We start from the raw sequence: 22,457 nt of genomic DNA, 5'->3' as shown, positions 1-22,457 counted from the left end.
GCTTTTCCATCTTCAACTGCGATGATAAGCAACCAGGTTAAGGACAAAAGAGCAGAAGAGATGAAGAGAGTAAAAAGCCTGTTGGCAATGGCGCTGGCGCTGACGAGCCTGGCAGGCTGTGGACTAAAAGGACCGCTTTACTTCCCGCCCGCTGACCAGCCAAAAACGCAAACTCCCCAGCAAGCTGAGCAGCAGAAAAAGCAGCAGCAACAGCGTGCGGCTCAGGCAGACACGAATGGACTGGTGAGCGGCGGCAACGCCAGCATGTCAGCAGAATAATTGTAATGGCGCACCCGGCGGAGCAAAAAATGCAGTTCTCCAAAATGCACGGACTCGGCAACGATTTCATGGTTGTGGATGCCGTGACGCAAAACGTCTTTTTCTCGCCGGAGCTGATTCGCCGGCTGGCGGATCGCCATCTGGGGATCGGTTTCGATCAGCTGCTGATCGTCGAGCCGCCTTACGATCCCGATCTCGATTTCCACTATCGTATCTTCAATGCCGACGGCAGCGAAGTGGCGCAGTGCGGCAACGGCGCGCGCTGCTTCGCCCGCTTCGTCAGGCTGAAAGGACTGACCAACAAAAGCGAAATCCGCGTCAGCACGCAAACCGGACGCATGGTATTGAGCGTGACGCCGGACGAACTGGTGCGCGTCAATATGGGCGAGCCCAGTTTCGAGCCGCAGCAGGTGCCGTTCCGCGCGAATAAAGCGGAAAATCTCTATCTGCTGCGCGTCGCCGAACAGACCGTCATGTTTGGCGCGGTGTCGATGGGCAACCCGCACTGCGTGATCCAGGTCGACAGCGTGCAGACCGCCGCAGTCGAGACCCTCGGCCCGGCGCTGGAAAGCCATGAGCGCTTTCCTGAACGCGTCAACGTCGGTTTTATGGAAGTGGTATCGACGGAGCACATTCGCCTGCGCGTCTACGAGCGTGGCGCGGGCGAAACCCAGGCGTGCGGCAGCGGCGCATGCGCCGCCGTAGCCTGCGGCGTTCAGCAGGGTATCCTGGCGCCAAAGGTGCGCGTCGATCTGCCGGGCGGCACGCTGCACATCGCCTGGAAAGGAGCCGGTCAGCCGCTGTTTATGACCGGACCCGCCACACACGTTTACGATGGGTTTATTCATCTATGAAAAATATCGAAGAGCAGGCTGACAGCACGATCCTGCTGGACGATCAGGCCGTTAACGATTATCTACAGCAAAATCCTGATTTCTTTATTCGCAACGCCCGTCAGGTCGAACAGATGGCGGTGCCGCATCCGGTGCGCGGCAGCGTGTCGCTGGTGGAGTGGCATATGGCGCGTCAGCGCAACCACATCCAGCGGCTGGAAGAGGAGATCACCCTGCTGATGGAGCAGGCCAGCGCCAACCATGAGCTGTTCGATCGGCTGCTGGCGCTGCAGGGGCATCTGGCGGCGGCCGATTCGCTGCAGGAGATGCTCAACCGCCTGCACCGCTGGGCGCGCGATCTGGGGCTGGCGGGCGCCAATCTGCGCCTTTTTGCCGACAAATGGCGGCTGGGCGCGCCCTCAGAATTTGTGCAGCTCAGCCTGGCGCGCCAGGCGTTTGAGCCGCTGCGCATCCAGCGCTTCGGCCAGCAGCACCATTTTCTTGGCAGCCTGAACGGCCCTGAACTGCTGTTGCTGCTGCCGCAGGCTAAAGCGATCGGCTCGGTCGCGATGTCGCTGATGGGCGAGCGCGGCGAGCTGGGTGTGCTGATTTTTAGCAGCCGTGACAGCCAGCACTATCAGGCCGGCATGGGCACGCTGCTGTTGCAGCACCTGGCGCAGATGATGCCGGGGCTGCTGTCGCGGTGGGTGGAACGCGCATGAGCGCGCTGCAGGCCGCCGTTGATGAATTCCTGCGCTACCTTAAGGTCGAGCGTCAGCTCAGCCCGCTGACGCAGAAAAACTATGCGCGCCAGCTGGCGACGCTGAGCGAGATGGCCGAAGAGATGAAGCTGGAGAGCTGGGCGCAGCTGGAGCCGGCGCAGGTGCGCAGCATGGCGTCGCGCAGCCGTCGCGCCGGATTAGGCGCCAGCAGCCTCGCGCTGCGTCTGTCAGCGCTGCGCAGCTTTCTCGACTGGCAGGTCAGCCAGTGCAAACTCTCCGCCAATCCCGCCAAAGGGATCACCACGCCGCGTAACGCGCGTCATCTGCCAAAGAATATCGACGTCGACGAAGTGAATCAGCTGCTGGAGATCGACCTTAACGATCCGCTGGCGGTGCGCGACCGCGCAATGCTGGAGGTGATGTACGGCGGCGGACTGCGCCTGTCGGAGCTGGTAAATATGGACTGCCGCCACGTCGACCTCGACGCGGGCGAGGTCTGGGTCGTGGGCAAAGGCAGCAAAGAGCGCCGCGTGCCGATTGGGCGCACCGCCGTCACCTGGCTGGAACAGTGGCTACCGCTGCGCGCCGCCTTTGGCAGCGAGGATGACGCGCTGTTTCTCTCCAGCCGTGGACGCCGCATTTCAACGCGCAACGTGCAAAAGCGCTTCGCCGAATGGGGCGTGAAGCAGGGCGTCGCCAGCCATATTCATCCGCACAAGCTGCGCCACTCTTTCGCCACGCATCTGCTGGAGTCGAGCGGCGATCTGCGCGCGGTGCAGGAGCTGCTGGGCCACGCCAATCTCTCGACCACCCAGATCTATACCCATCTCGACTTCCAGCATCTGGCAACGGTGTATGACGCTGCGCATCCCCGCGCCAAACGAGGAAAGAACGAATGAAGTTTTACCGTCCGCTACGCGCCGTGAAGGCGATGACTTTCGATCTTGACGATACGCTTTACGACAACTATCCGGTGATCCGCAAAACCACCGCCGAATCGCATGCGGCGCTGCAGGCTTATCATCCGTCGCTGCGCGAATTTACGCCGCTCGATTACCAACGGCTGCGCGACGAGCTGCTGGCGCGCGAGCCTGATATTTATCACGACGTGTCGGAGTGGCGTCGTCGCTCGGTCGAGCTGGCGCTGCTGAACGCCGGGCTCTCCGCGCAGGAAGCAGCGGCGGGTGCAGACGACATCATGGGCGTCTTTCACCACTGGCGCAGTCAGGTAGAGATGCCGGAAGAGACGCATCAGACGCTGAAGGCGCTGGGCGAAAAAGTGCCGCTGGTGGCGATCACCAACGGCAACGCGCGCCCGGAGCAGCTCGGCATCGCCGACTATTTCCAGTTCGCGCTGCGCGCCGGGCCGGATGGCCGCGCGAAGCCTTATCAGGATATGTATCATCTCGCCGCGCAGCGGCTCGGCATCGCGCCGGAGCACATTCTGCACGTGGGCGATGACCTCACCACCGACGTGGCTGGCGCGCTGCGCTGCGGCATGCAGGCGTGCTGGATCAACCTGCGCGGCGGCAACCTGATGCAGGTGGCCGATGCGCGTCTGGTGCCGCACGTGGAAATTTCGCGATTGGCATCCCTGACCTCACTGTTATAATGGCTGTGGATTTATCCAGTCGTACCCTGAGTCATGCCGCTTGCTGCAAGCCGAATGATTCAGGGTTCGCTTTTTGTTTTCTTTAGTGAACGGTGCCTATGGACGTTTCTGATCTGCTCAACGGTTTGAATGACAAACAGCGCGAAGCCGTGGCGGCGCCGCGCAGCAACCTGCTGGTGCTCGCAGGCGCAGGCAGCGGAAAAACGCGCGTCCTGGTGCACCGTATCGCCTGGCTGCTCTCGGTAGAGAACTGCTCGCCCTATTCAATTATGGCGGTGACCTTTACCAATAAAGCGGCGGCGGAGATGCGTCACCGTATCGAGCAGCTGATCGGCACCAGCCAGGGCGGCATGTGGATCGGCACCTTTCACGGCCTCGCCCACCGCCTGCTGCGCGCGCACCATCTTGATGCCGGCCTGCCGCAGGATTTTCAGATCCTCGACAGCGAAGATCAGCTGCGTCTGCTGAAGCGCCTGATCAAGGCGATGAATCTGGATGAGAAGCAGTGGCCCGCGCGTCAGGGCATGTGGTACATCAACGGCAAAAAAGATGAAGGGCTGCGCCCGAAACATATCGAAAGCTACGGCAATCCGGTGGAGCAGACCTGGCTGCGCATCTATCAGGCGTATCAGGAAGCGTGCGACCGCGCTGGACTGGTCGATTTCGCCGAGCTGCTGCTGCGCGCCCATGAGCTGTGGCTGCATAAGCCGCATATTCTCAACCACTATCGCGAGCGCTTCAGCAATATTCTGGTGGATGAGTTTCAGGACACCAACAACATTCAGTACGCCTGGATCCGCATGCTGGCGGGCGACAGCGGCCGGGTGATTATCGTCGGCGACGACGACCAGTCGATCTACGGCTGGCGCGGCGCGCAGGTCGAGAACATCCAGCGCTTCCTGCAGGATTTCCCGGCGGCGGAAACCATTCGCCTTGAGCAGAACTATCGCTCCACCAACAATATTCTGAAGTCGGCCAACGCCCTGATCGCCAACAACAATGGCCGTCTCGGCAAAGAGCTGTGGACCGACGGCAGCGACGGCGATCCTATCTCCATCTATTGCGCCTTTAACGAGCTGGACGAAGCGCGCTTTGTGGTCAACCGCATCAAAACCTGGCAGGAGAACGGCAACGCCCTGCAGGACTGCGCCATTCTCTACCGCAGCAACGCCCAGTCGCGCGTGCTGGAAGAGGCGCTGCTGCAGAGCAGCATGCCCTATCGCATCTACGGCGGCATGCGCTTCTTCGAACGTCAGGAGATCAAAGACGCGCTCGCCTATATGCGCCTGATCGCCAACCGCAACGACGATGCCGCCTTCGAACGCGTGGTAAATACCCCGACGCGCGGCGTGGGCGATCGTACCCTCGACGTGGTGCGTCAGACCGCTCGCGAACGCCAGATGACGCTGTGGCAGGCGACGCGCGAACTGCTGCAAACCAAAGCGCTGGCGGGGCGCGCGGCCTCTGCGCTGCAGCGCTTCTGCGAACTGGTTGATTCACTGGCGAGCGAAACCGCCGAGATGCCGCTGCACGTGCAGACCGACCGCGTCATTAAAGATTCCGGCCTGTGGGTGATGTATGAGCAGGAGAAAGGCGAAAAAGGCCAGGCGCGCATCGAAAACCTGGAGGAACTGGTGACGGCGACGCGCCAGTTCAGCTATCAGGACGAAGACGAAGATCTGATGCCGCTGCAGGCGTTCCTGTCACATGCCGCGCTGGAAGCGGGCGAAGGCCAGGCCGATAAGTGGCAGGATGCGGTGCAGCTGATGACGCTGCACTCGGCGAAGGGTCTGGAGTTTAGCCAGGTCTTTATCGTCGGCATGGAAGAGGGGATGTTCCCAAGCCAGATGTCGATTGATGAAGGCGGCCGTCTGGAAGAGGAGCGGCGTCTTGCCTACGTCGGCGTGACGCGCGCCATGCTGAAGCTGACGCTGACCTACGCCGAGTCGCGGCGGCTTTATGGCAAAGAGGTTTATCACCGGCCGTCGCGCTTTATTGGCGAACTGCCGGAAGAGTGCATCGAAGAGGTGCGCCTGCGCGCCAGCGTCAGCCGGCCGGTCAGCCATCAGCGCATGGGCGCGCCGATCGCGAAAAGCGACAGCGGCTTCTCGCTGGGTCAGCGCGTGAAGCATGCGAAATTCGGCGAAGGCACCATCATCAATCTGGAAGGCAGCGGCGAGCACAGCCGCGTGCAGGTGGCGTTCCAGGGCCAGGGCATCAAGTGGCTGGTGGCCGCCTATGCGAAGCTGGAAACCGCTTAGTCACCGGTTGACGACTTTTTCGTCTCAGCGTAACATGCGCGCACTATTATCAAGAGAGGACAACGCCTTGGATACGCCCAGTCGATGCTGGCTCAGTCACCTGGTTACCAGGAATAACATCTAAGGCTTCCTCTTTTAGCGGGTAGCCTTAGCGGTTATCAGCGACCTCCCTTTTTTATCCCGTCGCACGAGTCAGCACTGATTCACCTTTTGAACGAGCGTTTCCGTGTTCAGGCGTTGCCGTGGCCGATCGGCCAACGGCCTTGTCCCATTAAGTCTGCAATGGGGAGTATTGCTATGCTGAGCGCATTTAAACTGGATCGCAGCCGCCTGACGCGTCTGGAGCTGGAAGACGAAAACGACAAACTGACCACGTCGGTGTGGGTTGATCTGATCGAGCCGGAAGAGGGCGAGCGCGACCGCGTGCAGAGCGAACTGGGGCAAAGCCTGGCAACGCGTCCCGAGCTGGAGGATATCGAAGCCTCAGCGCGTTTTTTCGAAGATGAAGACGGGCTGCATATTCACTCTTTCTTCTTTTATGAAGATGCGGAAGATCACGCCGGCAACTCCACCGTGGCCTTCACCATTCGCGAAGGACGGCTCTATACCCTGCGCGAGCGCGAGCTGCCTGCATTTCGCCTTTACCGTATGCGCGCCCGCAATCAGACGCTGATCGACGGCAACGCCTTTGAGCTGCTGCTGGATCTGTTCGAAACCAAAATCGAGCAGCTGGCGGATGAGATCGAGAATATCTATAGCGCGCTGGAGAAGCTCAGCCGCGTGATTATGGAGGGGCAGCAGGGCGAGGAGTATGACCAGGCGCTGTCGCGTCTCGCCGAGCTGGAGGATATCGGCTGGAAGGTGCGTCTCTGCCTGATGGATACTCAGCGCGCGCTTAATTTCCTGGTGCGCAAAGCGCGTTTGCCCAACAATCAGCTGGAGCAGGCGCGCGAGATCCTGCGCGATATCGAGTCGCTGCTGCCGCATAACGAATCGCTGTTCCAGAAGGTTAACTTCCTGATGCAGGCGGCGATGGGCTTTATCAACATCGAGCAGAACCGCATTATCAAGATCTTCTCGGTGGTGTCGGTGGTGTTTTTGCCGCCAACGCTGGTGGCCTCGAGCTATGGGATGAACTTCGAGTTTATGCCGGAGCTGAAGTGGAGCTTTGGCTATCCAGCGGCGATTGGCCTGATGATCCTCGCCGGCCTGGCGCCTTATCTCTATTTCAAACGCAAGAACTGGCTGTAACGTCTCAAACCGCACGGCCTAATCTTACAGGCCGCAGAGACGTTAACTAGCGAATGGCCTGGCCCGAAGAGCAAAGCGTCCCGCGACAAGGATGTCGCGGGCCGAGCGAGCAGGGATGCGTAAAGCGACTTTGCGATCGGGCCAGGCCATGCGCGCAGGCACCAAACTAACAGACTAAGCAGTCCGCTTTATCGCGCGTCGGCTACGCAGCGTCGCCACCACCGCATCAAAAATAAATACCGCCAGCGCCAGCCAGATAAAGGCGAACGTCACCATCTTGTCGGGCGTAATGGTTTCGCCGTAAAACAGCACCGCCAGCAGGAACATCAGCGTCGGGCCGAGATACTGAAAAAAGCCGACGGTGGAGAGGCGCAGCCGCGTGCAGGCGGCGGCAAACAGCATCAGCGGAATCGTCGTCACGATGCCCGCCGCCACCAGCTTCAGGTTAAGGCTCAGCGGGTTGGCGCTCAGATGGCTGGTCGGCGTATCAGCGACGCCAAAAAGATAGATCGCCGCCAGCGGAAACAGCCACAGCGTCTCAATCAGCATGCCGCTCTGCGCATCGACCTGAATCTTTTTGCGCACCAGCCCGTAAAAGGCGAAGCTCAGCGCCAGGCCGAGGGCGATCAGCGGCACCGAGCCGAACTGCCACAGCTGCACCAGCACGCCAATGGCCGCCAGCAGCACCGCCAGCCACTGCAGCCGTCGAAAGCGCTCGCGCAGAAACAGCATGCCGAGCACCACGTTAATCAGCGGGTTAATAAAGTAGCCGAGGCTCGCTTCCAGCATATGCTGGTTATTCACCGCCCAGATAAACAGCAGCCAGTTGCCGCCGATCGTCACGGCGGTCAGCGCCAGCAGCAGCACCTTCTTCGGCTGCGCCAGCACGCTGCGCACCTGCGCCCAGCTACGGCTCAGGCTAATCAGCACCAGCATAAAAAGTGCAGACCAGATGACGCGGTGCGTCATGATCTCCGTCGGCGGCACGGCTTTTACCAGCTTGAAGTAAGCCGGGGCGATGCCCCAGATAAAGTAGGCGCCGAGCGCGAAGCCAATGCCCTGGCGGGTTTGTTGCGTATCCATAGAGAGAAAGCGTCCGGAAAAAGTCGATTTTCGCACGGCGTGCGCGATTAACCAATCAAATAGGTCGCCGTCGCCGTGGCGATATAGTCGCCCTGCTGGTTATGCAACTCAACGCGCGCTACCGCCACTTTGTTACCGGCGCGCAGCAGGCTGCTGGTGGCGGTAAAGCGCTCGCCGCGGCCGGGCCGCAGGTAATCGACGCGCATATCGATGGTGCCCATGCGCGACAGGCGCTGACGCAGCTCCTCCTCGCTGATGCTCTCTGCGCGCGTCAGGGCGTTGCTGACGCAGACCATTCCGGCGGCGACGTCCAGCACCGAGGCGATAACACCGCCGTGCAGGATCTGCTGTGCCGCGTTGCCGACCAGCATGGTTTTATTGGCGAAGCTGATTTCGGCATAGTCGCTCTCCAGCCGATCCAGCTCCAGGCCGAGTGCCTGATTGAAGGGCATATGGTAAACAAAAATTTCGCCCACCCTCTGGCGGGCTTCCTGCTGAGACAGCAGCAGTGATGACATAGCGGCAATCCTGCGAATACGCCCTGGACGGCGTGAAATGTTAACGAGTTGTGTATTCTATGCCGCGCGCGAGAGGGTTTCCAGTTTCGGAAATCAGCGCTCATCTTCACCGCCTTTTGCGTGTAGAATGGCCTCCTTTTTATGACTCCCCATTCATTTGACACGCAGCCTTCATCGGAGAAAGTTATGCGCAAGCATCGCGCCTTGTTAGCAGCCGCCCTGTTACTCCCTGCTCTCGCGCAGGCAGAGGAAGCCACCGTAAAAGAGGTCCATGATACCCCTCAGGTGCGCGGCAGCATTATCGCCAACCTGCTGGAGAAGCACGACAATCCGTTTGTGCTCTATCCGTATGAGAGCAACTATCTGCTCTATACCTACACCAGCGACATCAATAAAGAGGCGATCTCCTCCTATAACTGGGCGGACAACGCGCGCAAAGATGAAGTGAAATTTCAGCTCAGTCTGGCATTTCCGCTGTGGCGCGGTATTCTGGGTGACAACTCCGTGCTGGCCGCCTCCTATACGCAGCGTTCCTGGTGGCAGCTGTCGAACCGCGGCGAGTCGTCGCCGTTTCGCGAGACCAACTACGAGCCGCAGATTTTCCTCGGCTGGGCCACGGATTACGACTTCGCCGGCTGGACGCTGCGCGATGTGGAAATGGGCTTTAATCACCAGTCCAACGGCCGCAGCGACCCGACTTCACGCAGCTGGAACCGCGTTTACGCGCGCCTGATGGCGCAGAACGGCAACTTCCTCGCCGAAGTCAAACCCTGGTACCGCATACCGGACAGCGAAGACGATAACCCGGATATCACCAAATATATGGGCTATTACCGTCTGAAGCTGGGCTATGTTGCCGGCGAGAATATCTTCAGCGTGGAAGGCAACTACAACTGGAATACCGGTTTTGGCGGCGCGACGCTGGGCTGGAGCTATCCCATCAGCGAACACGTTCGTTTCTATACCCAGGTGTTTAGCGGTTATGGCGAGTCGCTTATCGACTATAACCATCGTCAGACGCGTCTCGGCGTCGGCGTCATGCTGAACGATCTGTTCTGACTCTCCGGAAAACAACAGGAATACAGTGGCAATCTCGGTAGTACATAATCAGGAGGCGCTGGCGCAGCAGGTATTGCAGGATACCTTCGGCTATCAGCATTTTCGTCCCGGTCAGCAAACCATCATCAATGCGGCGCTGAGCGGGCGGGATTGTCTGGTCGTAATGCCTACCGGCGGCGGCAAATCGCTCTGTTATCAGATTCCCGCGCTGGTGCAGGAAGGCCTGACGCTGGTGGTGTCGCCGCTGATTTCGCTGATGAAAGATCAGGTAGATCAGCTGCTGGCGAACGGCGTCGCGGCGGCGTGCCTCAACTCCACCATGACGCGCGAGCAGCAGCAGCAGGTGATGGCGGATTGCCGCACTGGCCGCGTCAGGCTGCTCTATATCGCGCCAGAACGTCTGATGATGGATAACTTTCTTGAGAGCCTGGCGCACTGGCAGCCTGCGATGCTGGCGATCGACGAGGCGCACTGTATCTCGCAGTGGGGCCACGACTTCCGGCCGGAGTATGGCGCGCTGGGGCAGCTGCGTCAGCGTTTCCCGCAGCTGCCGGTTATGGCACTGACCGCCACCGCCGACGAAACCACGCGCAACGACATCGTTCACCTGCTCAATATGCAGGACCCGCTGATTCAGATCAGCAGCTTTGACCGCCCTAACATTCGCTATACGCTGGTAGAGAAGTTCAAGCCCACCGAGCAGCTGCTGCGCTACGTTCAAGATCAGCGCGGCAAAAGCGGCATTATTTACTGCAACAGCCGCGCGAAGGTGGAAGACACCGCCGCGCGTCTGCAGAGCCGCGGGCTGAGCGTCGGCGCCTATCATGCCGGTATCGACAGCGCACAGCGTGCCCGGGTGCAGGAGGCGTTTCAGCGCGATGACCTGCAGATTGTGGTGGCGACGGTGGCGTTCGGCATGGGCATCAACAAGCCCAACGTGCGCTTTGTGGTGCACTTCGACATCCCGCGCAATATTGAATCCTACTACCAGGAAACCGGCCGCGCCGGACGTGACGGGCTGCCGGCCGAAGCGATGATGCTCTACGACCCGGCGGATATGGCGTGGCTGCGCAAATGTCTGGAAGAGAAAGCGCCCGGCCCGCTACAGGATATTGAACGTCATAAGCTCAACGCTATGGGCGCCTTCGCCGAAGCGCAAACCTGCCGACGTCTGGTGCTGCTGAACTACTTCGGCGAAGGGCGTCAGCAGCCGTGCGACAACTGCGACATCTGTCTCGATCCGCCGAAGCGTTATGATGGCCTGGTGGAGGCGCAGAAAGCGCTCTCCTGCATCTATCGCGTCGGGCAGCGTTTCGGTATGGGCTATGTGGTCGAGGTGCTGCGCGGCGCCAATAACCAGCGCATCCGCGACCAGGGTCATGACAAACTGCCGGTTTACGGCATCGGCCGCGAGCAGAGCCACGAACACTGGGTCAGCGTGCTGCGTCAGCTTATCCACCTTGGGCTGGTGACGCAGAATATCGCCATGCACTCCGCCCTGCAGCTGACGGAAGCGGCGCGTCCGGTGCTGCGTGGTGAAGTGCCGCTGATGCTGGCGGTGCCGCGCCTTAACGCGGCGAAGCCGAAAAGCAGCAGCGCGCCGAAAATTTACGGCGGCAATTACGATCGCAAGCTGTTCGCCAAGCTGCGTAAGCTGCGTAAAGCGATTGCCGACGAAGAGAATATCCCGCCTTACGTGGTGTTTAACGACGCCACGCTGATTGAGATGGCGGAGCAGATGCCGGTAACGGCGTCGGAGATGCTGAGCGTCAACGGCGTCGGCCATCGTAAACTGGAGCGCTTTGGCAAACCCTTCCTGGTGATGATCAAAGAGCATCTTGATGATGAAGAGTAAAGGACACTACCTATGCTGATGTTATTTGCCACGGTTGCGCTGGTGCATCTGGTCGCGCTGATGAGTCCCGGGCCGGACTTCTTTTTTGTTTCGCAAACCGCGGCCAGCCGCTCGCGCAAAGAGGCGATGATGGGCGTGCTCGGCATTACGCTGGGGATCGTTATCTGGGCGGGCGTCGCGCTGATGGGGCTTCACCTGATCCTGGAGAAGATGGCGTGGCTGCATCAGATCATCATGGTTGGCGGCGGTCTTTATCTGCTGTGGATGGGCTGGCAGCTGCTCAGCTCGGCGCGTCAGCGTCATAAGCAGCCGGAGCAGGATGCGCCGGTGATGGAGCTGCCGAAAAAGGGCAGAAGCTTTCTGAAAGGCTTTCTCACCAATCTGTCGAACCCGAAAGCAATTATCTATTTCGGCAGCGTTTTCTCGCTCTTTGTCGGCAACGACGTCGGCGCGCTGGAGCGCTGGGGCCTGTTTCTGCTGATTGTCGGCGAGACCTTTGCGTGGTTCACGCTGGTCGCCGCGATTTTCGCGCTGCCGTGGATGCGTGATAAGTATCAGCGCGCGGCCAAGTGGGTCGATGGCGTAGCGGGTGTATTATTCGCCGGTTTCGGCATCCACCTCATCCTTACTCGTTAGGCCTGGTTTACTTGCCATTTCGGCACCGGGCAGTGCTCGTCATCCTCACGTACTGTAGTACGCTCCGGTGACTGCGCGCTGTCCGCCCGCAATCTGGCTGCGCCGCCGACGGCCTTAAGCATCGGCGCTTACTGCCTTAAGCGATTCTTCTGGCGCTGGCCAGTAGCGCGCCTACCGCCATAAACAGTCCGCCAAAGATCCGGTTCAGCAGCTTCATCTGCTTCGGTCCCTTGATCCAGGCCGCAATGCGCGTCGCCAGCGTGGCGTAGCCAATCATCACGATGATATCGACGACAATCGTGGTGGCGCCGAGCACCAGGTACTGCATCGCCTGCGGCTGGTGCGGCAAAATAAACTGCGGAAACAGCGCGGCAAGGAACACGATGCTTTTCGGGTTGGTCAGGTTCACCAGCACCGCGCGCTTGAACAGGCGGCGGCGCGGCGTCGCTTTCGCCACCGCATCAAGATCGATCGCGCCCGCAGAGCGCCACTGCTGTATGCCGAGCCAGACCAGATAGGCCGCGCCCGCCCACTTCAGTACTTCAAACGCCAGCAGCGACTGGGAAAAGAGCGCGCCCAGCCCGATCCCCACCAGCACAATATGAATCGCCAGGCCAAGCTGCAGGCCGCTGATTGAGGCCGCCGCGCCGCGATAGCCGTGGCTGATGCCGGTGCTCATGGTATTAATCGCGCCGGAACCGGGCGAGAGGCTGAGGATAGTGGTGGTGAGAAGGTAGGTCAGCCACCATTCAGTGGTCATGGGTTGCGCTCCCTGTCTGGGCGGAAATATGACACAATACGCCAGAAACAAGCGTGACGCTACGGGCCGCATGCGCGGCTCGCAACAGGCTTATCGCGCGTCTGCAGGGGGAGAGATGGAACGACATAAAGCGAGCTGGCTCAATCGGGAAAAAGCCTTTGCTGCCTTTGCGCACGGTCCGCTGCTCGACTTCTGGCACCGGCGCGAAGAGCGTGAATTCGTCGGCGTGGAAAACGTCACTCTGCGCTATGTGCGCTTCACCGCGCCGCAACATAAGCGCGTTATTCTTATCGTGCCCGGGCGCATTGAAAGCTACGTCAAATACCCGGAACTGGCGTACGACCTGTTTCACTGCGGCTTTGACGTCGTGATCCTTGACCATCGCGGGCAAGGACGGTCCGATCGGCTGCTGCAGGATACCCACCGCGGCCATGTGGTAGAGTTCACGCACTACGTCGACGACTTAGAGACGCTCTATCTGAAAGAGATTGTCGGCGGCCACTACCAGCACCGCTACGCGCTGGCGCATTCGATGGGCGGCGCCATCCTGACGCTGTTTCTGGCGCGCCAGCCGCAGGCGTTTCATGCCGTGACGCTGGTGGCGCCGATGTTCGGCATCGCGCTGCCGATGCCCTCTTTCCTGGCGGACCGTATTCTTGACTGGGCGGAGAAGCGCCCGGCGATCCGCGATGGCTATGCGCTCGGCACCGGACGCTGGCGCGCGCATCCGTTCGGCATCAACCGTCTGACGCACAGCGCGGAGCGCTATCGGCGCAGCCTGCGTTTTTACGCTGACGATCCCGCCATCCGCGTCGGCGGCCCCACCTATCACTGGGTGCGCGAAGGCATTCACGCCGGGCGCAATATTCTGAGCCTGGCCAGTACCATTACCACGCCGCTTTTGCTGCTGCAGGCGGGCGAGGATCGCGTGGTGGACAACCGTTCGCAGGATCTTTTTTGCGCGGCGATGGCGCAGGCGGGCCATCCCTGCGAAACGCGCGTCATCAAAGAGGCGCGCCACGAAATTCTGTTTGAAAAAGATGCCATGCGCGCCGAAGCGCTGAATGCGCTGGTCGATTTCTTCGAGGCGCATCCCTGATTCGAAAAGTTATCTTACCGGCTACGGCCTATAACAATACCTGAGGTTTTCATGTTTCAAATCGTCGCATCCGATCTGGATGGCACGCTGCTCTCTCCTGAACATCGGTTAACGCCTTACGCCCACGATATTCTGCAACAGCTGGTGGCGCGCGATATCCACTTTGTTTTCGCCACTGGCCGTCATTACATCGACGTGGGGCAGATGCGCGACAAGCTGGGCATTCCCGCCTATATGATCACCTCCAACGGCGCGCGCGTGCACAACGCCGAGGGTGAGCTGGTGTTCAGCCACAACCTCGACGAAGATATCGCGCTGGAGCTTTATGAGCTGCACTACGCCAATCCCGCCATCCTGACGCACGTCTATCGCGACGATGAATGGTTTATGAGCCGCACCCATCCGGCGGAGCAGGACTATTTCCGCGAGTCGGTATTTACTTATCAGGTGTATGAGCCAGGCATGCTGCCGGGCGACAATATCAGCAAGGTTTTTTTCACCAGCGACGATCCCGAGGCGCTGATCCCGCTGGAACTGGCGCTGCAGGCGCGCTGGGGCGATCGCGTTAACGTCAGCTTTTCGCTGCCGACCTGTCTGGAGGTGATGGCGGGCGGCGTGTCGAAGGGGCACGCGCTGGAAGCGGTGGCGAAACAGCTGGGGCACTCGCTCAAGGCGTGCATCGCCTTCGGCGACGGCATGAATGACGTAGAGATGCTGAGCATGGCGGGCAAGGGCTGCATTATGCGTAACGCCCACCAGCGGTTGAAGGATACGCTGCCGGACCTGGAAGTGATCGGCAGCAATGCGGATGATGCCGTGCCGCATACGCTGCGCACGCTGTTTTTATCCTGACGCAAGAGGCCGGCGCGATGCCGGCCTCTTTCTTTATGACGCCAGCTGCTGCTTGTGCTTGCGTTCGTTAATCATGGTCAACAGCAGCAGGATCACCGCCAGCACGCAACCCACCACCATTACCAGGAAACCGCCGTTCCAGCCGAAGAAATCGACGGTATAGCCGACGATGGCGCTGGCCGCGACCGAGCCACCAAGATAGCCGAACAGGCCGGTAAAGCCTGCGGCGGTGCCCGCCGCTTTTTTCGGCGCCAGCTCCAGCGCGTGCAGGCCGATCAGCATCACCGGACCATAAATCAGAAAGCCGATGATAATCATACAGGCCATATCCACGCCGGGATTGCCGGCCGGATTAAACCAGTAGATTACCGTAGCGATGGTTACCAGCGTCATAAAGAAGACGCCGGTCGCGCCGCGATTCCCCTTGAACACCTTGTCCGACATCCAGCCGCACAGCAGCGTGCCGGGGATGCCAGCATATTCGTACAGGAAGTAGGCCCAGGAGGATTTATCCAGCGTAAAGTGCTTCACCTCTTTCAGGTAGGTGGGCGACCAGTCGAGAATGCCGTAGCGCAGCAGGTAGACGAAGACGTTCGCCAGCGCGATATACCACAGCAGCTTGTTGGGCAGCACATACTGGGTGAAGATCTGTTTCGCCGTCAGCTCCTCTTCATGCGTGGCGCTGTAGTCTGGCGGATAATCATTTTTGTACGCCTCGATGGGCGGCAATCCGCAGGACTGCGGCGTATCGCGCATCAGCGCGAAGGCGATCAGCGCCACGGCGATGGCGGCGAAAGCGGGCATATAGAGCGCCGCTTTCCAGTCGTTGAACCAGGCCATGCCGAGCAGGAAGAGCAGCGGCGGCAGGCCGCCGCCGACGTTATGCGCGCAGTTCCATACCGAAACGATGCCGCCGCGCTCTTTCTGCGACCACCAGTGCACCATGGTGCGCCCGCAGGGCGGCCAGCCCATGCCCTGGAACCAGCCGCAGGCAAACAGCAGCGCGAACATCACCATAATGCTGGAGGTCGCCCAGGGGACGAAGCCCATAAACAGCATCACCGCGGCGGCGAGGATCAGTCCGGCAGGCAGAAACACGCGCGGATTCGAGCGGTCCGAAACCGAACCCATAATAAATTTTGAGAAGCCGTACGCAATCGAGATACCGGAAAGCGCAAAACCGAGGTCGCCGCGCGAAAAGCCCTGCTCGACCAGATAGGGCATCGCCAGCGCGAAGTTTTTGCGTACCAGATAGTAGGCGGCGTAGCCGAAAAAGATCCCGAAGAAGATCTGCCAGCGCAGGCGGCGGTATAAAGGATCAACCTGATCTTCCGCCACCTGTGGCCGATGCGGCGCGGGTTTAAAGATGCTCAGCATAATTGCCCTCCAAGGCACGTTGTCATTATGGAAAGGGACGACGCATCCCAGAGGTCGCCGCCATGTTCCTTTTCGCGTTTATCATGGTGCTTTTCGCGCATGCTGGCTGTGATAGTTGACACATTTGTTACACTTTTATGACAGTCACGTAGGGTGAAATTCACAAAATAGAGATAATCGCGCATAGATCGGAAATTGCGCAGCGGCGAAATGCGTCAATCGGTGTTTTTATGCTCGCTTGTCAACCAGAAAGGGCCGCGCAGGAAAAGTACATTGATTACACTAGCGGCCTCTCTCTTTTTGCAGGATCGAAGCTGTGCTGTTACTGATCGTTACCACTATTCTTTGGGCGTTTTCCTTCAGCCTGATTGGAGAATATCTGGCGGGGCAGGTGGATTCCTGGTTCTCGGTATTGATGCGTCTGGCGCTGGCGGCGCTGGTGTTTTTGCCTTTTCTGCGCTGGCGTGGCTATCGCCCGTCGACGCTGCTGCTCTATATGCTGGTGGGGATGCTGCAGCTCGGCATCATGTACCTGATTAGCTTCGAGGCCTATCTCTACCTTAGCGTTTCCGAGTTCCTGCTGTTTACCGTCATGACGCCGCTCTACGTTACCCTGATTTATGATCTGATCAGCAAGCGTCCGCTGCGTATCGGCTACGCCTTCAGCGCGCTGCTGGCAGTCGCGGGCGCGGCCATTATTCGCTACGACAAGGTTAGCGATCATTTCTGGTTCGGCCTGCTGCTGGTGCAGCTGGCAAATATCTGTTTTGCCATAGGCATGGTGGGCTATAAACGGCTGCAGGAAACCCGGCCGATGCCGCAGCACACCGCTTTTTCCTGGTTTTACCTTGGTGCAGTGCTGATTGCGATTATCGCCTGGTGCCTGTGGGGCAACCCCGCGAAACTGCCGACCACCTCGCTGCAATGGGGCATTCTGGTCTGGCTGGGCGTGGCGGCGTCGGGGCTGGGCTACTTTATGTGGAACTACGGCGCCACGCAGGTGGATGCGGGCACGCTGGGCATTATGAACAATATGCATGTTCCGGCGGGGCTGCTGGTGAACCTGGCAATCTGGCAGCAGAAGCCGCACTGGCCCAGCTTTATCGCTGGCGCGCTGGTAATTTTCGCCTCGCTATATGTGCATAAGCGCTGGGTAATACGCCGTCGCTGAGGCGTCCCATCCGTCAGGGCAGTGACGATCGCCCTGACAATCATTGCGCGCGAAACGGCGGAGCTATTTTCCTGCTTTTGGCGGCTGGGTCGGGCGCGGTTTCGCCGTTTTCGAGGGGGAGGATTTTACCGGCTGCGTCGGACGGGGTTTAGTGGCCTGAGACGGCGCGCTTTTCACCGCCTGCGTCGGACTGGTTTTTACCGGCTGTGTCGGGCGCAGCGTCAGGGTCAGGCCCTTTAAGAAGTTACGCATAATCTGATCGCCGCATTCGCGATAGTTTTTATGATCCGGCTTGCGGAAAATGGCGCCAATTTCCGCCTGAGAAACCGTAAAGTTCGCCTTTTCCAGCACGGCCGGAATATCGGTGGTTTTCAGATCGAACGCGATACGCAGTTTTTTCATAAAAATGTTATTGTTCATGCGGCGTTCGATTGAGGGCGCTGGCATCTCTTCGCTTTTGCCGCGACGGAAGAAAATCAGGCCGTTGAGAAAATAGCCCATCAGCACGTCCGGCAGCGGTTTAAACGCGGCGTCATCCTCTTTTTTCAGCCAGGCCTGCACGTCGCTCAGCGCAACTTCACAGTCGGTGAGTGCGAAAATCTCTACCACTTTGGCATCGCTTAAATTCAGCATAAAGCGCACGCTGCGCAAAATATCGTTATTGGTCATGGTGAGATTTTCTCATGGTCGTTTAACAGGCTGCGCATTATAGGGGAATTTGCGGCTCAGCGTTGCAAAATCGCGCCAGGAATCGCCGCATCGCGCACGAACGGCAGGTGTTCGCAGGCGTGCTGCCGCGCAAAGCGGGTAAAGGCTTCCAGCACCGGCTGACGCTGCTCGCCATCGCGCACGGCGGCATAAAGGCGGCTCCACAGCCCTTCGCCCAGAGTTTTCGTCACGATTAATCCCTGCTTTTCAAAACTCTCTACGACCCAGTGTGGCAGCGCGGCGATGCCCATGCGCGCCGCCACCATCTGAATCAGCAGCAGCGTATTGTCGACGCTCTTCAGGGCCGGGCTGACGCCTGCCGGCTGAAGAAAGTGCCGCCAGATATCGAGCCGCTGGCGCTGCACCGGATAGATCATCAACACCTCCTGCGCCAGGTCCTCGGGGGTAATGTGCTCGACCTGCGCCAGCGGATGATCGGGCGCCAGCACCAGGCGCACTTCGAAGTCGAACATCGGCGTGTAGTGCAGGCCGCTGCGCGGCAGGATATCGGAGGTCAGCACCACGTCCAGTTCGCCCTGCTGCAGCGCAGGCTGCGGATCGAAGGTCACGCCCGATTTAAAATCCATGACTACCTGCGGCCAGCTCTGGCGAAAGTTGTCCAGCGCCGGCGTCAGCCATTGAATGCAGCTGTGGCACTCAATGGCGATGCGCAGCGTCGCCTGATAAGGCTCGTGGCACGCCTGTAGCGCCTGCTGAATTTGCGGCAGCACCTGCTCCGCCAGCTGCAGCAGAATTTCACCCTGCGGCGTGAAGCGCAGCGGCTGGCTTTTGCGCACGAACAGGCGGAATCCCAGCCGCTGCTCGAGATCGCTGAACTGATGCGACAACGCCGATTGCGTTTGATGAAGCTGCGCGGCAGCGGCGGCCAGCGAGCCAGTATTACGCAGAGCCTGAAGCGTCCGCAGGTGCTTAAGTTCGATCATGAGCGTCCTTCACATGGAGATTGAACAATTTGCGCTTGAGCAACATACACTACCCGCAGAATATAGCGGTGTAAACATCTGGACGGCTAAACATCTTTGGCTGCCAGACTGAGCCAAAGAGAAACTATCGGGAGAACAGCGTATGACCATTCTGAACCACAGCCTTGGCTTTCCCCGCGTCGGCCTGCGTCGCGAACTGAAAAAAGCGCAGGAGAGCTACTGGGCGGGCAAGGCGACCCAGCAAGAGCTGCTGGCGACCGGACGCGAACTGCGCGCGCGCCACTGGCTGCAGCAGAAAGAGGCGGGCGTGGATCTGCTGCCGGTAGGCGATTTCGCCTGGTACGATCATGTGCTGACCACCAGCCTGATGCTGGGCAACGTTCCGGCGCGCCATCAGAATAAAGACGGGTCCATTGACCTCGATACGCTGTTTCGCATTGCGCGCGGCCGGGCGCCCACCGGCGAACCTGCCGCCGCCGCCGAGATGACCAAATGGTTTAACACCAACTATCACTATATCGTGCCGGAGTTCACAAAAGGCCAGTCGTTCAGGCTCGCCTGGACCCAGCTGCTGGACGAAGTGGACGAGGCGCTGGCGCTGGGCCACAAGGTGAAGCCGGTGCTGCTCGGCCCGGTGACCTATATCTGGCTCGGCAAAGTTAAAGGCGAGCCGTTTGATCGCCTGTCGCTGCTGAATGATCTTCTGCCGGTTTACCAGCAGCTGCTGGCCGAGCTGAAAAAGCGCGACGTCGAGTGGGTGCAGATTGACGAGCCGGCGCTGTCGCTGGAGCTGCCGCAGGCGTGGCGCGAAGCGTTCAGGCCCGCTTACCAGGCGCTGCAGGGCAACGTGAAGCTGCTGCTGACCACCTATTTCGACAGCATCGGGCAGAACCTTGAGGTCATTCGCGCGCTGCCGGTGCAGGGGCTGCATGTCGATCTGGTGCACGGTCGCGACGACCTTGCGCAGCTAAACCAGCTGCTGCCGGCGACGTGGCTGCTGTCGCTGGGCGTTATCAACGGCCGCAACGTCTGGCGCGCCGACCTGAGCCGCTGGTTCGAACGCCTACAGCCGCTGGTCGGCCAGCGTGAACGGCTGTGGATCGGCACCTCATGTTCGCTGCTGCACAGCCCGATCGATCTGAATGCAGAGACCCGCCTCGACGATGAAGTCAAAAGCTGGTTCGCCTTCGCGCTGCAGAAATGCAGCGAACTAAAGCTGCTGAGCGACGCGCTCAACCATAACGACGCGGCCTCGCTGGAGGCCTGGAGTGCGCCCATTCGCCATCGCGCCCACTCCAGCCGCGTCCACAACGCGGCGGTCGGCAGGCGTCTGGCGGCGATCTCCGCGCAGGATACCGAACGCGCCAGCGCTTACGCCGTCCGCGCCCGTGCCCAGCGCAGCCGCTTTAATCTGCCCGCCTGGCCGACCACTACCATCGGCTCCTTTCCCCAGACCACTGAGATCCGCGGGCTACGCCTCGACTTCAAAAAAGGCAATATCGACGGCAGCAGCTACCGCACCGGCATCGCGCAGCATATCAAACAGGCGATCGCCGAACAGGAGCGTCTGGGCCTCGACGTGCTGGTGCACGGTGAAGCGGAGCGTAACGATATGGTGGAGTATTTCGGCGAGAACCTGGAGGGGTTCGTCTTCACCCAGAACGGCTGGGTACAGAGTTACGGCTCGCGCTGCGTCAAGCCGCCGGTGATTATCGGCGACGTCAGCCGTCCGCGGCCGATTACCGTGGAGTGGGCGACCTATGCGCAGTCGCTGACCAGCAAGCCGGTGAAAGGAATGCTGACCGGCCCGGTAACCATTCTCTGCTGGTCCTTCCCGCGCGAAGACGTGTCGCGTGAAACCATTGCGAAGCAAATCGCGCTGGCGCTGCGCGACGAGGTCGCCGATCTCGAAGCGGCGGGCATCGGCATTATCCAGATTGACGAGCCGGCGCTGCGCGAAGGCCTGCCGCTGCACCAGTCTGACTGGGCCGCCTACCTGACATGGGCGGTAGACGCCTTCCGCCTTAACGCCGCGGTGGCGAAAGACGACACCCAGATCCACACCCATATGTGTTATTGCGAATTCAACGACATCATGGCGTCCATCGCGGCGCTGGATGCCGACGTCATCACTATCGAAACCTCGCGTTCCGATATGGATCTGCTGGAAGCCTTTAAAGTATTTGAGTATCCGAACGAAATCGGCCCCGGCGTTTACGATATTCATTCGCCGAACGTGCCGAGCGTCGAGTGGATGGAGAATCTGCTGCGTAAAGCCGCGCAGTGCATCCCGGAAGCGCGTCTGTGGGTCAACCCAGATTGCGGCCTGAAAACGCGCGGCTGGACGGAAACCCGTCAGGCGCTGGCGAACATGGTCGAGGCGGCGAAGAGACTGCGCGGCGAAAACGCCGGAGTGTAAGGTGTTGCTGCTGAGGATGGGGCGCTGCGGCGCCCCTTTTTTATTGCGTGCGTCATCAGGCGACGCCGAACTGCTTAAACCACGTCAGCATGCGCGCCCAGCCATCCTGCGCCGATTCGGCGTGATAGCTCGGACGATAGTCGGCGTTGAAGGCGTGGCCCGCATCGGGATAGACGACGATCTCCGCTTTGGCGTTAGCGGCGTGCAGCGCCTGACGCATCTGCTCCACGCTCTCGAGCGGAATGCCATCGTCCTGGCCGCCGTAGAGGCCCAGCACCGGCGCGCCGAGATCCACGGCGATATCGATCGGATGCTTCTGCTGCTTCATGGTTTTCTCGCCGATGAGGCGACCATACCAGGCGACGGCAGCGCGCAGCTGCGGATTGTGCGCGGCATAAAGCCAGCTGATGCGACCGCCCCAGCAGAAGCCGGTAATGCCCATGCGGCGAATATCGCCGCCGTTGCGGCCGGCCCAGTTGGCGGCATGGTCGAGATCGGAGAGCACCTGGCTGTCCGGCACTTTGCTGACCAGCTCGCTGAACAGGGTGGGGATATCGTTATAATCGTTCGGATCGCCTTCGCGGAAATAGAGTTCCGGCGCCACGGCCAGATAGCCCTCCAGCGCCAGCCGACGGCAGATATCACGGATATGCTCGTGCACGCCAAAGATCTCCTGCACCACCAGCACTACCGGCAGCGGACCGTTCGCCTCTTTCGGTCTGGCGTAGTAAGCGGGCATATTTTCGCCCTGGCTCGGCACTGAGGTTTCGCCTGCCTGGATATCCGGGCTGTCGGTGTGAATCGTGGTTGAGGCGGTCGGCTGGACTGCAGGTGCAAAGCCGCCCGTCGATGATTTTTGTGCCATATTGTCTTCGGTTTTCATTTTTTTCTCCGTGCTGGCAGTAGCGCAATCACGTAACTATAGCCTGGCCAGATGACGCCTGGACCAGAGACCGGGTACAGAGTAGGGAGCAAGCAAAAACACTCTCCTCTTTAACATTGCTGCGAAGCCCGACGC

At 60.0% G+C, this 22,457-nt stretch carries 20 protein-coding genes and 1 pseudogene; 14 read left to right on the top strand and 7 right to left on the bottom strand.

Features of this window, described 5'->3' with window-relative positions:
- Positions 1-60 precede the first annotated feature (60 nt).
- From lptM to corA, 7 genes are all read left to right on the top strand, one after another.
- On the top strand, positions 61-279 hold the full coding sequence (gene lptM, locus ACR6A7_RS18140) for an LPS translocon maturation chaperone LptM (RefSeq protein ID WP_434126643.1): 219 nt from the start codon (positions 61-63) through the stop codon (positions 277-279).
- Positions 280-308: 29 nt separating this feature from the next.
- On the top strand, positions 309-1,133 hold the full coding sequence (dapF, locus tag ACR6A7_RS18135) for a diaminopimelate epimerase (RefSeq protein ID WP_434126578.1): 825 nt from the start codon (positions 309-311) through the stop codon (positions 1,131-1,133).
- Positions 1,130-1,834: a DUF484 domain-containing protein gene (locus tag ACR6A7_RS18130; RefSeq protein ID WP_434126576.1), complete on the top strand. Its 705-nt coding sequence runs from the start codon at positions 1,130-1,132 to the stop codon at positions 1,832-1,834. Before dapF ends, ACR6A7_RS18130 begins: the two co-directional genes overlap by 4 nt.
- A complete protein-coding gene (xerC, locus tag ACR6A7_RS18125; RefSeq protein ID WP_434126575.1) occupies positions 1,831-2,733 on the top strand; it encodes a tyrosine recombinase XerC in 903 nt (300 codons plus the stop codon). Before ACR6A7_RS18130 ends, xerC begins: the two co-directional genes overlap by 4 nt.
- A complete protein-coding gene (gene yigB / locus ACR6A7_RS18120) occupies positions 2,730-3,446 on the top strand; it encodes a 5-amino-6-(5-phospho-D-ribitylamino)uracil phosphatase YigB (RefSeq protein ID WP_434126574.1) in 717 nt (238 codons plus the stop codon). Before xerC ends, yigB begins: the two co-directional genes overlap by 4 nt.
- 98 nt (positions 3,447-3,544) lie before the next feature.
- A complete protein-coding gene (gene uvrD, locus ACR6A7_RS18115; RefSeq protein WP_434126572.1) occupies positions 3,545-5,707 on the top strand; it encodes a DNA helicase II in 2,163 nt (720 codons plus the stop codon).
- A 297-nt stretch (positions 5,708-6,004) separates the two neighbouring features.
- On the top strand, positions 6,005-6,958 hold the full coding sequence (gene corA / locus ACR6A7_RS18110) for a magnesium/cobalt transporter CorA (RefSeq protein WP_033754593.1): 954 nt from the start codon (positions 6,005-6,007) through the stop codon (positions 6,956-6,958).
- A 174-nt stretch (positions 6,959-7,132) separates the two neighbouring features.
- On the opposite strand, the gene rarD is transcribed toward corA, so the two are convergent.
- Positions 7,133-8,041 (bottom strand): EamA family transporter RarD, encoded by a 909-nt coding sequence (gene rarD, locus ACR6A7_RS18105; RefSeq protein ID WP_434126571.1) that lies wholly within the window; start codon positions 8,039-8,041, stop codon positions 7,133-7,135.
- A gap of 47 nt (positions 8,042-8,088) precedes the next feature.
- Positions 8,089-8,559, bottom strand: coding sequence for a thioesterase family protein (locus ACR6A7_RS18100; protein WP_434126569.1), 471 nt, complete (start codon positions 8,557-8,559; stop codon positions 8,089-8,091).
- 186 nt (positions 8,560-8,745) lie between these two features.
- Here ACR6A7_RS18100 and pldA point away from each other — a divergent pair, with 186 nt between their 5' ends.
- Genes pldA through rhtC form a run of 3 tightly spaced genes read left to right on the top strand, consistent with a single transcriptional unit; the run spans position 8,746 to position 12,109 of the window.
- The gene (gene pldA, locus ACR6A7_RS18095; RefSeq protein WP_434126567.1) at positions 8,746-9,618 is read left to right on the top strand and encodes a phospholipase A; all 873 of its coding nucleotides are present in this window, start codon (positions 8,746-8,748) and stop codon (positions 9,616-9,618) included.
- Positions 9,619-9,643: 25 nt separating this feature from the next.
- Positions 9,644-11,473 carry an ATP-dependent DNA helicase RecQ gene (gene recQ, locus ACR6A7_RS18090; RefSeq protein ID WP_434126565.1) on the top strand — a complete coding sequence of 610 codons (1,830 nt, stop codon included), beginning with the start codon at positions 9,644-9,646 and terminating at the stop codon, positions 11,471-11,473.
- A gap of 12 nt (positions 11,474-11,485) precedes the next feature.
- Positions 11,486-12,109, top strand: coding sequence for a threonine export protein RhtC (gene rhtC / locus ACR6A7_RS18085; RefSeq protein WP_434126563.1), 624 nt, complete (start codon positions 11,486-11,488; stop codon positions 12,107-12,109).
- 136 nt (positions 12,110-12,245) lie between these two features.
- On the opposite strand, the gene rhtB is transcribed toward rhtC, so the two are convergent.
- Positions 12,246-12,869 (bottom strand): homoserine/homoserine lactone efflux protein, encoded by a 624-nt coding sequence (gene rhtB, locus ACR6A7_RS18080; protein ID WP_033754609.1) that lies wholly within the window; start codon positions 12,867-12,869, stop codon positions 12,246-12,248.
- 115 nt (positions 12,870-12,984) lie between these two features.
- On the opposite strand from rhtB, the gene pldB reads away from it, so the two are divergent.
- Both pldB and yigL read left to right on the top strand, forming a co-directional pair.
- A complete protein-coding gene (pldB, locus tag ACR6A7_RS18075) occupies positions 12,985-13,968 on the top strand; it encodes a lysophospholipase L2 (RefSeq protein WP_434126560.1) in 984 nt (327 codons plus the stop codon).
- Between the two features lie 51 nt (positions 13,969-14,019).
- A complete protein-coding gene (yigL, locus tag ACR6A7_RS18070) occupies positions 14,020-14,820 on the top strand; it encodes a sugar/pyridoxal phosphate phosphatase YigL (protein ID WP_434126558.1) in 801 nt (266 codons plus the stop codon).
- A gap of 33 nt (positions 14,821-14,853) precedes the next feature.
- Here yigL and glpT read toward each other — a convergent pair whose 3' ends face one another.
- Positions 14,854-16,197 (bottom strand): glycerol-3-phosphate transporter, encoded by a 1,344-nt coding sequence (gene glpT, locus ACR6A7_RS18065; RefSeq protein WP_434126556.1) that lies wholly within the window; start codon positions 16,195-16,197, stop codon positions 14,854-14,856.
- Between the two features lie 316 nt (positions 16,198-16,513).
- Between glpT and ACR6A7_RS18060 the strand changes: the two genes are divergently transcribed.
- On the top strand, positions 16,514-17,368 hold the full coding sequence (locus ACR6A7_RS18060; protein ID WP_434126554.1) for a carboxylate/amino acid/amine transporter: 855 nt from the start codon (positions 16,514-16,516) through the stop codon (positions 17,366-17,368).
- Between the two features lie 210 nt (positions 17,369-17,578).
- Here the strand turns inward: ACR6A7_RS18060 and ACR6A7_RS18055 are convergent.
- Together ACR6A7_RS18055 and metR are read right to left on the bottom strand one after the other, a co-directional pair.
- Positions 17,579-18,037, bottom strand: a pseudogene (locus ACR6A7_RS18055) (YehS family protein); the annotation flags it as partial.
- A 56-nt stretch (positions 18,038-18,093) separates the two neighbouring features.
- Complete coding sequence (gene metR, locus ACR6A7_RS18050) at positions 18,094-19,020, bottom strand: HTH-type transcriptional regulator MetR (RefSeq protein WP_434126552.1); 927 nt, start codon at positions 19,018-19,020, stop codon at positions 18,094-18,096.
- Positions 19,021-19,162: 142 nt separating this feature from the next.
- On the opposite strand from metR, the gene metE reads away from it, so the two are divergent.
- Positions 19,163-21,439 (top strand): 5-methyltetrahydropteroyltriglutamate--homocysteine S-methyltransferase, encoded by a 2,277-nt coding sequence (gene metE / locus ACR6A7_RS18045; RefSeq protein WP_434126550.1) that lies wholly within the window; start codon positions 19,163-19,165, stop codon positions 21,437-21,439.
- 55 nt (positions 21,440-21,494) lie between these two features.
- Here metE and ACR6A7_RS18040 read toward each other — a convergent pair whose 3' ends face one another.
- Positions 21,495-22,322, bottom strand: a complete 828-nt coding sequence (locus tag ACR6A7_RS18040) for a dienelactone hydrolase family protein (protein ID WP_434126548.1) — start codon at positions 22,320-22,322, stop codon at positions 21,495-21,497.
- Positions 22,323-22,457 lie beyond the last annotated feature (135 nt).

Source organism: Pantoea phyllosphaerae (assembly GCF_051025595.1).
Taxonomy (GTDB): Bacteria; Pseudomonadota; Gammaproteobacteria; order Enterobacterales; family Enterobacteriaceae; genus Pantoea.
This window is presented reverse-complemented; position numbering and strand designations above follow the sequence as displayed.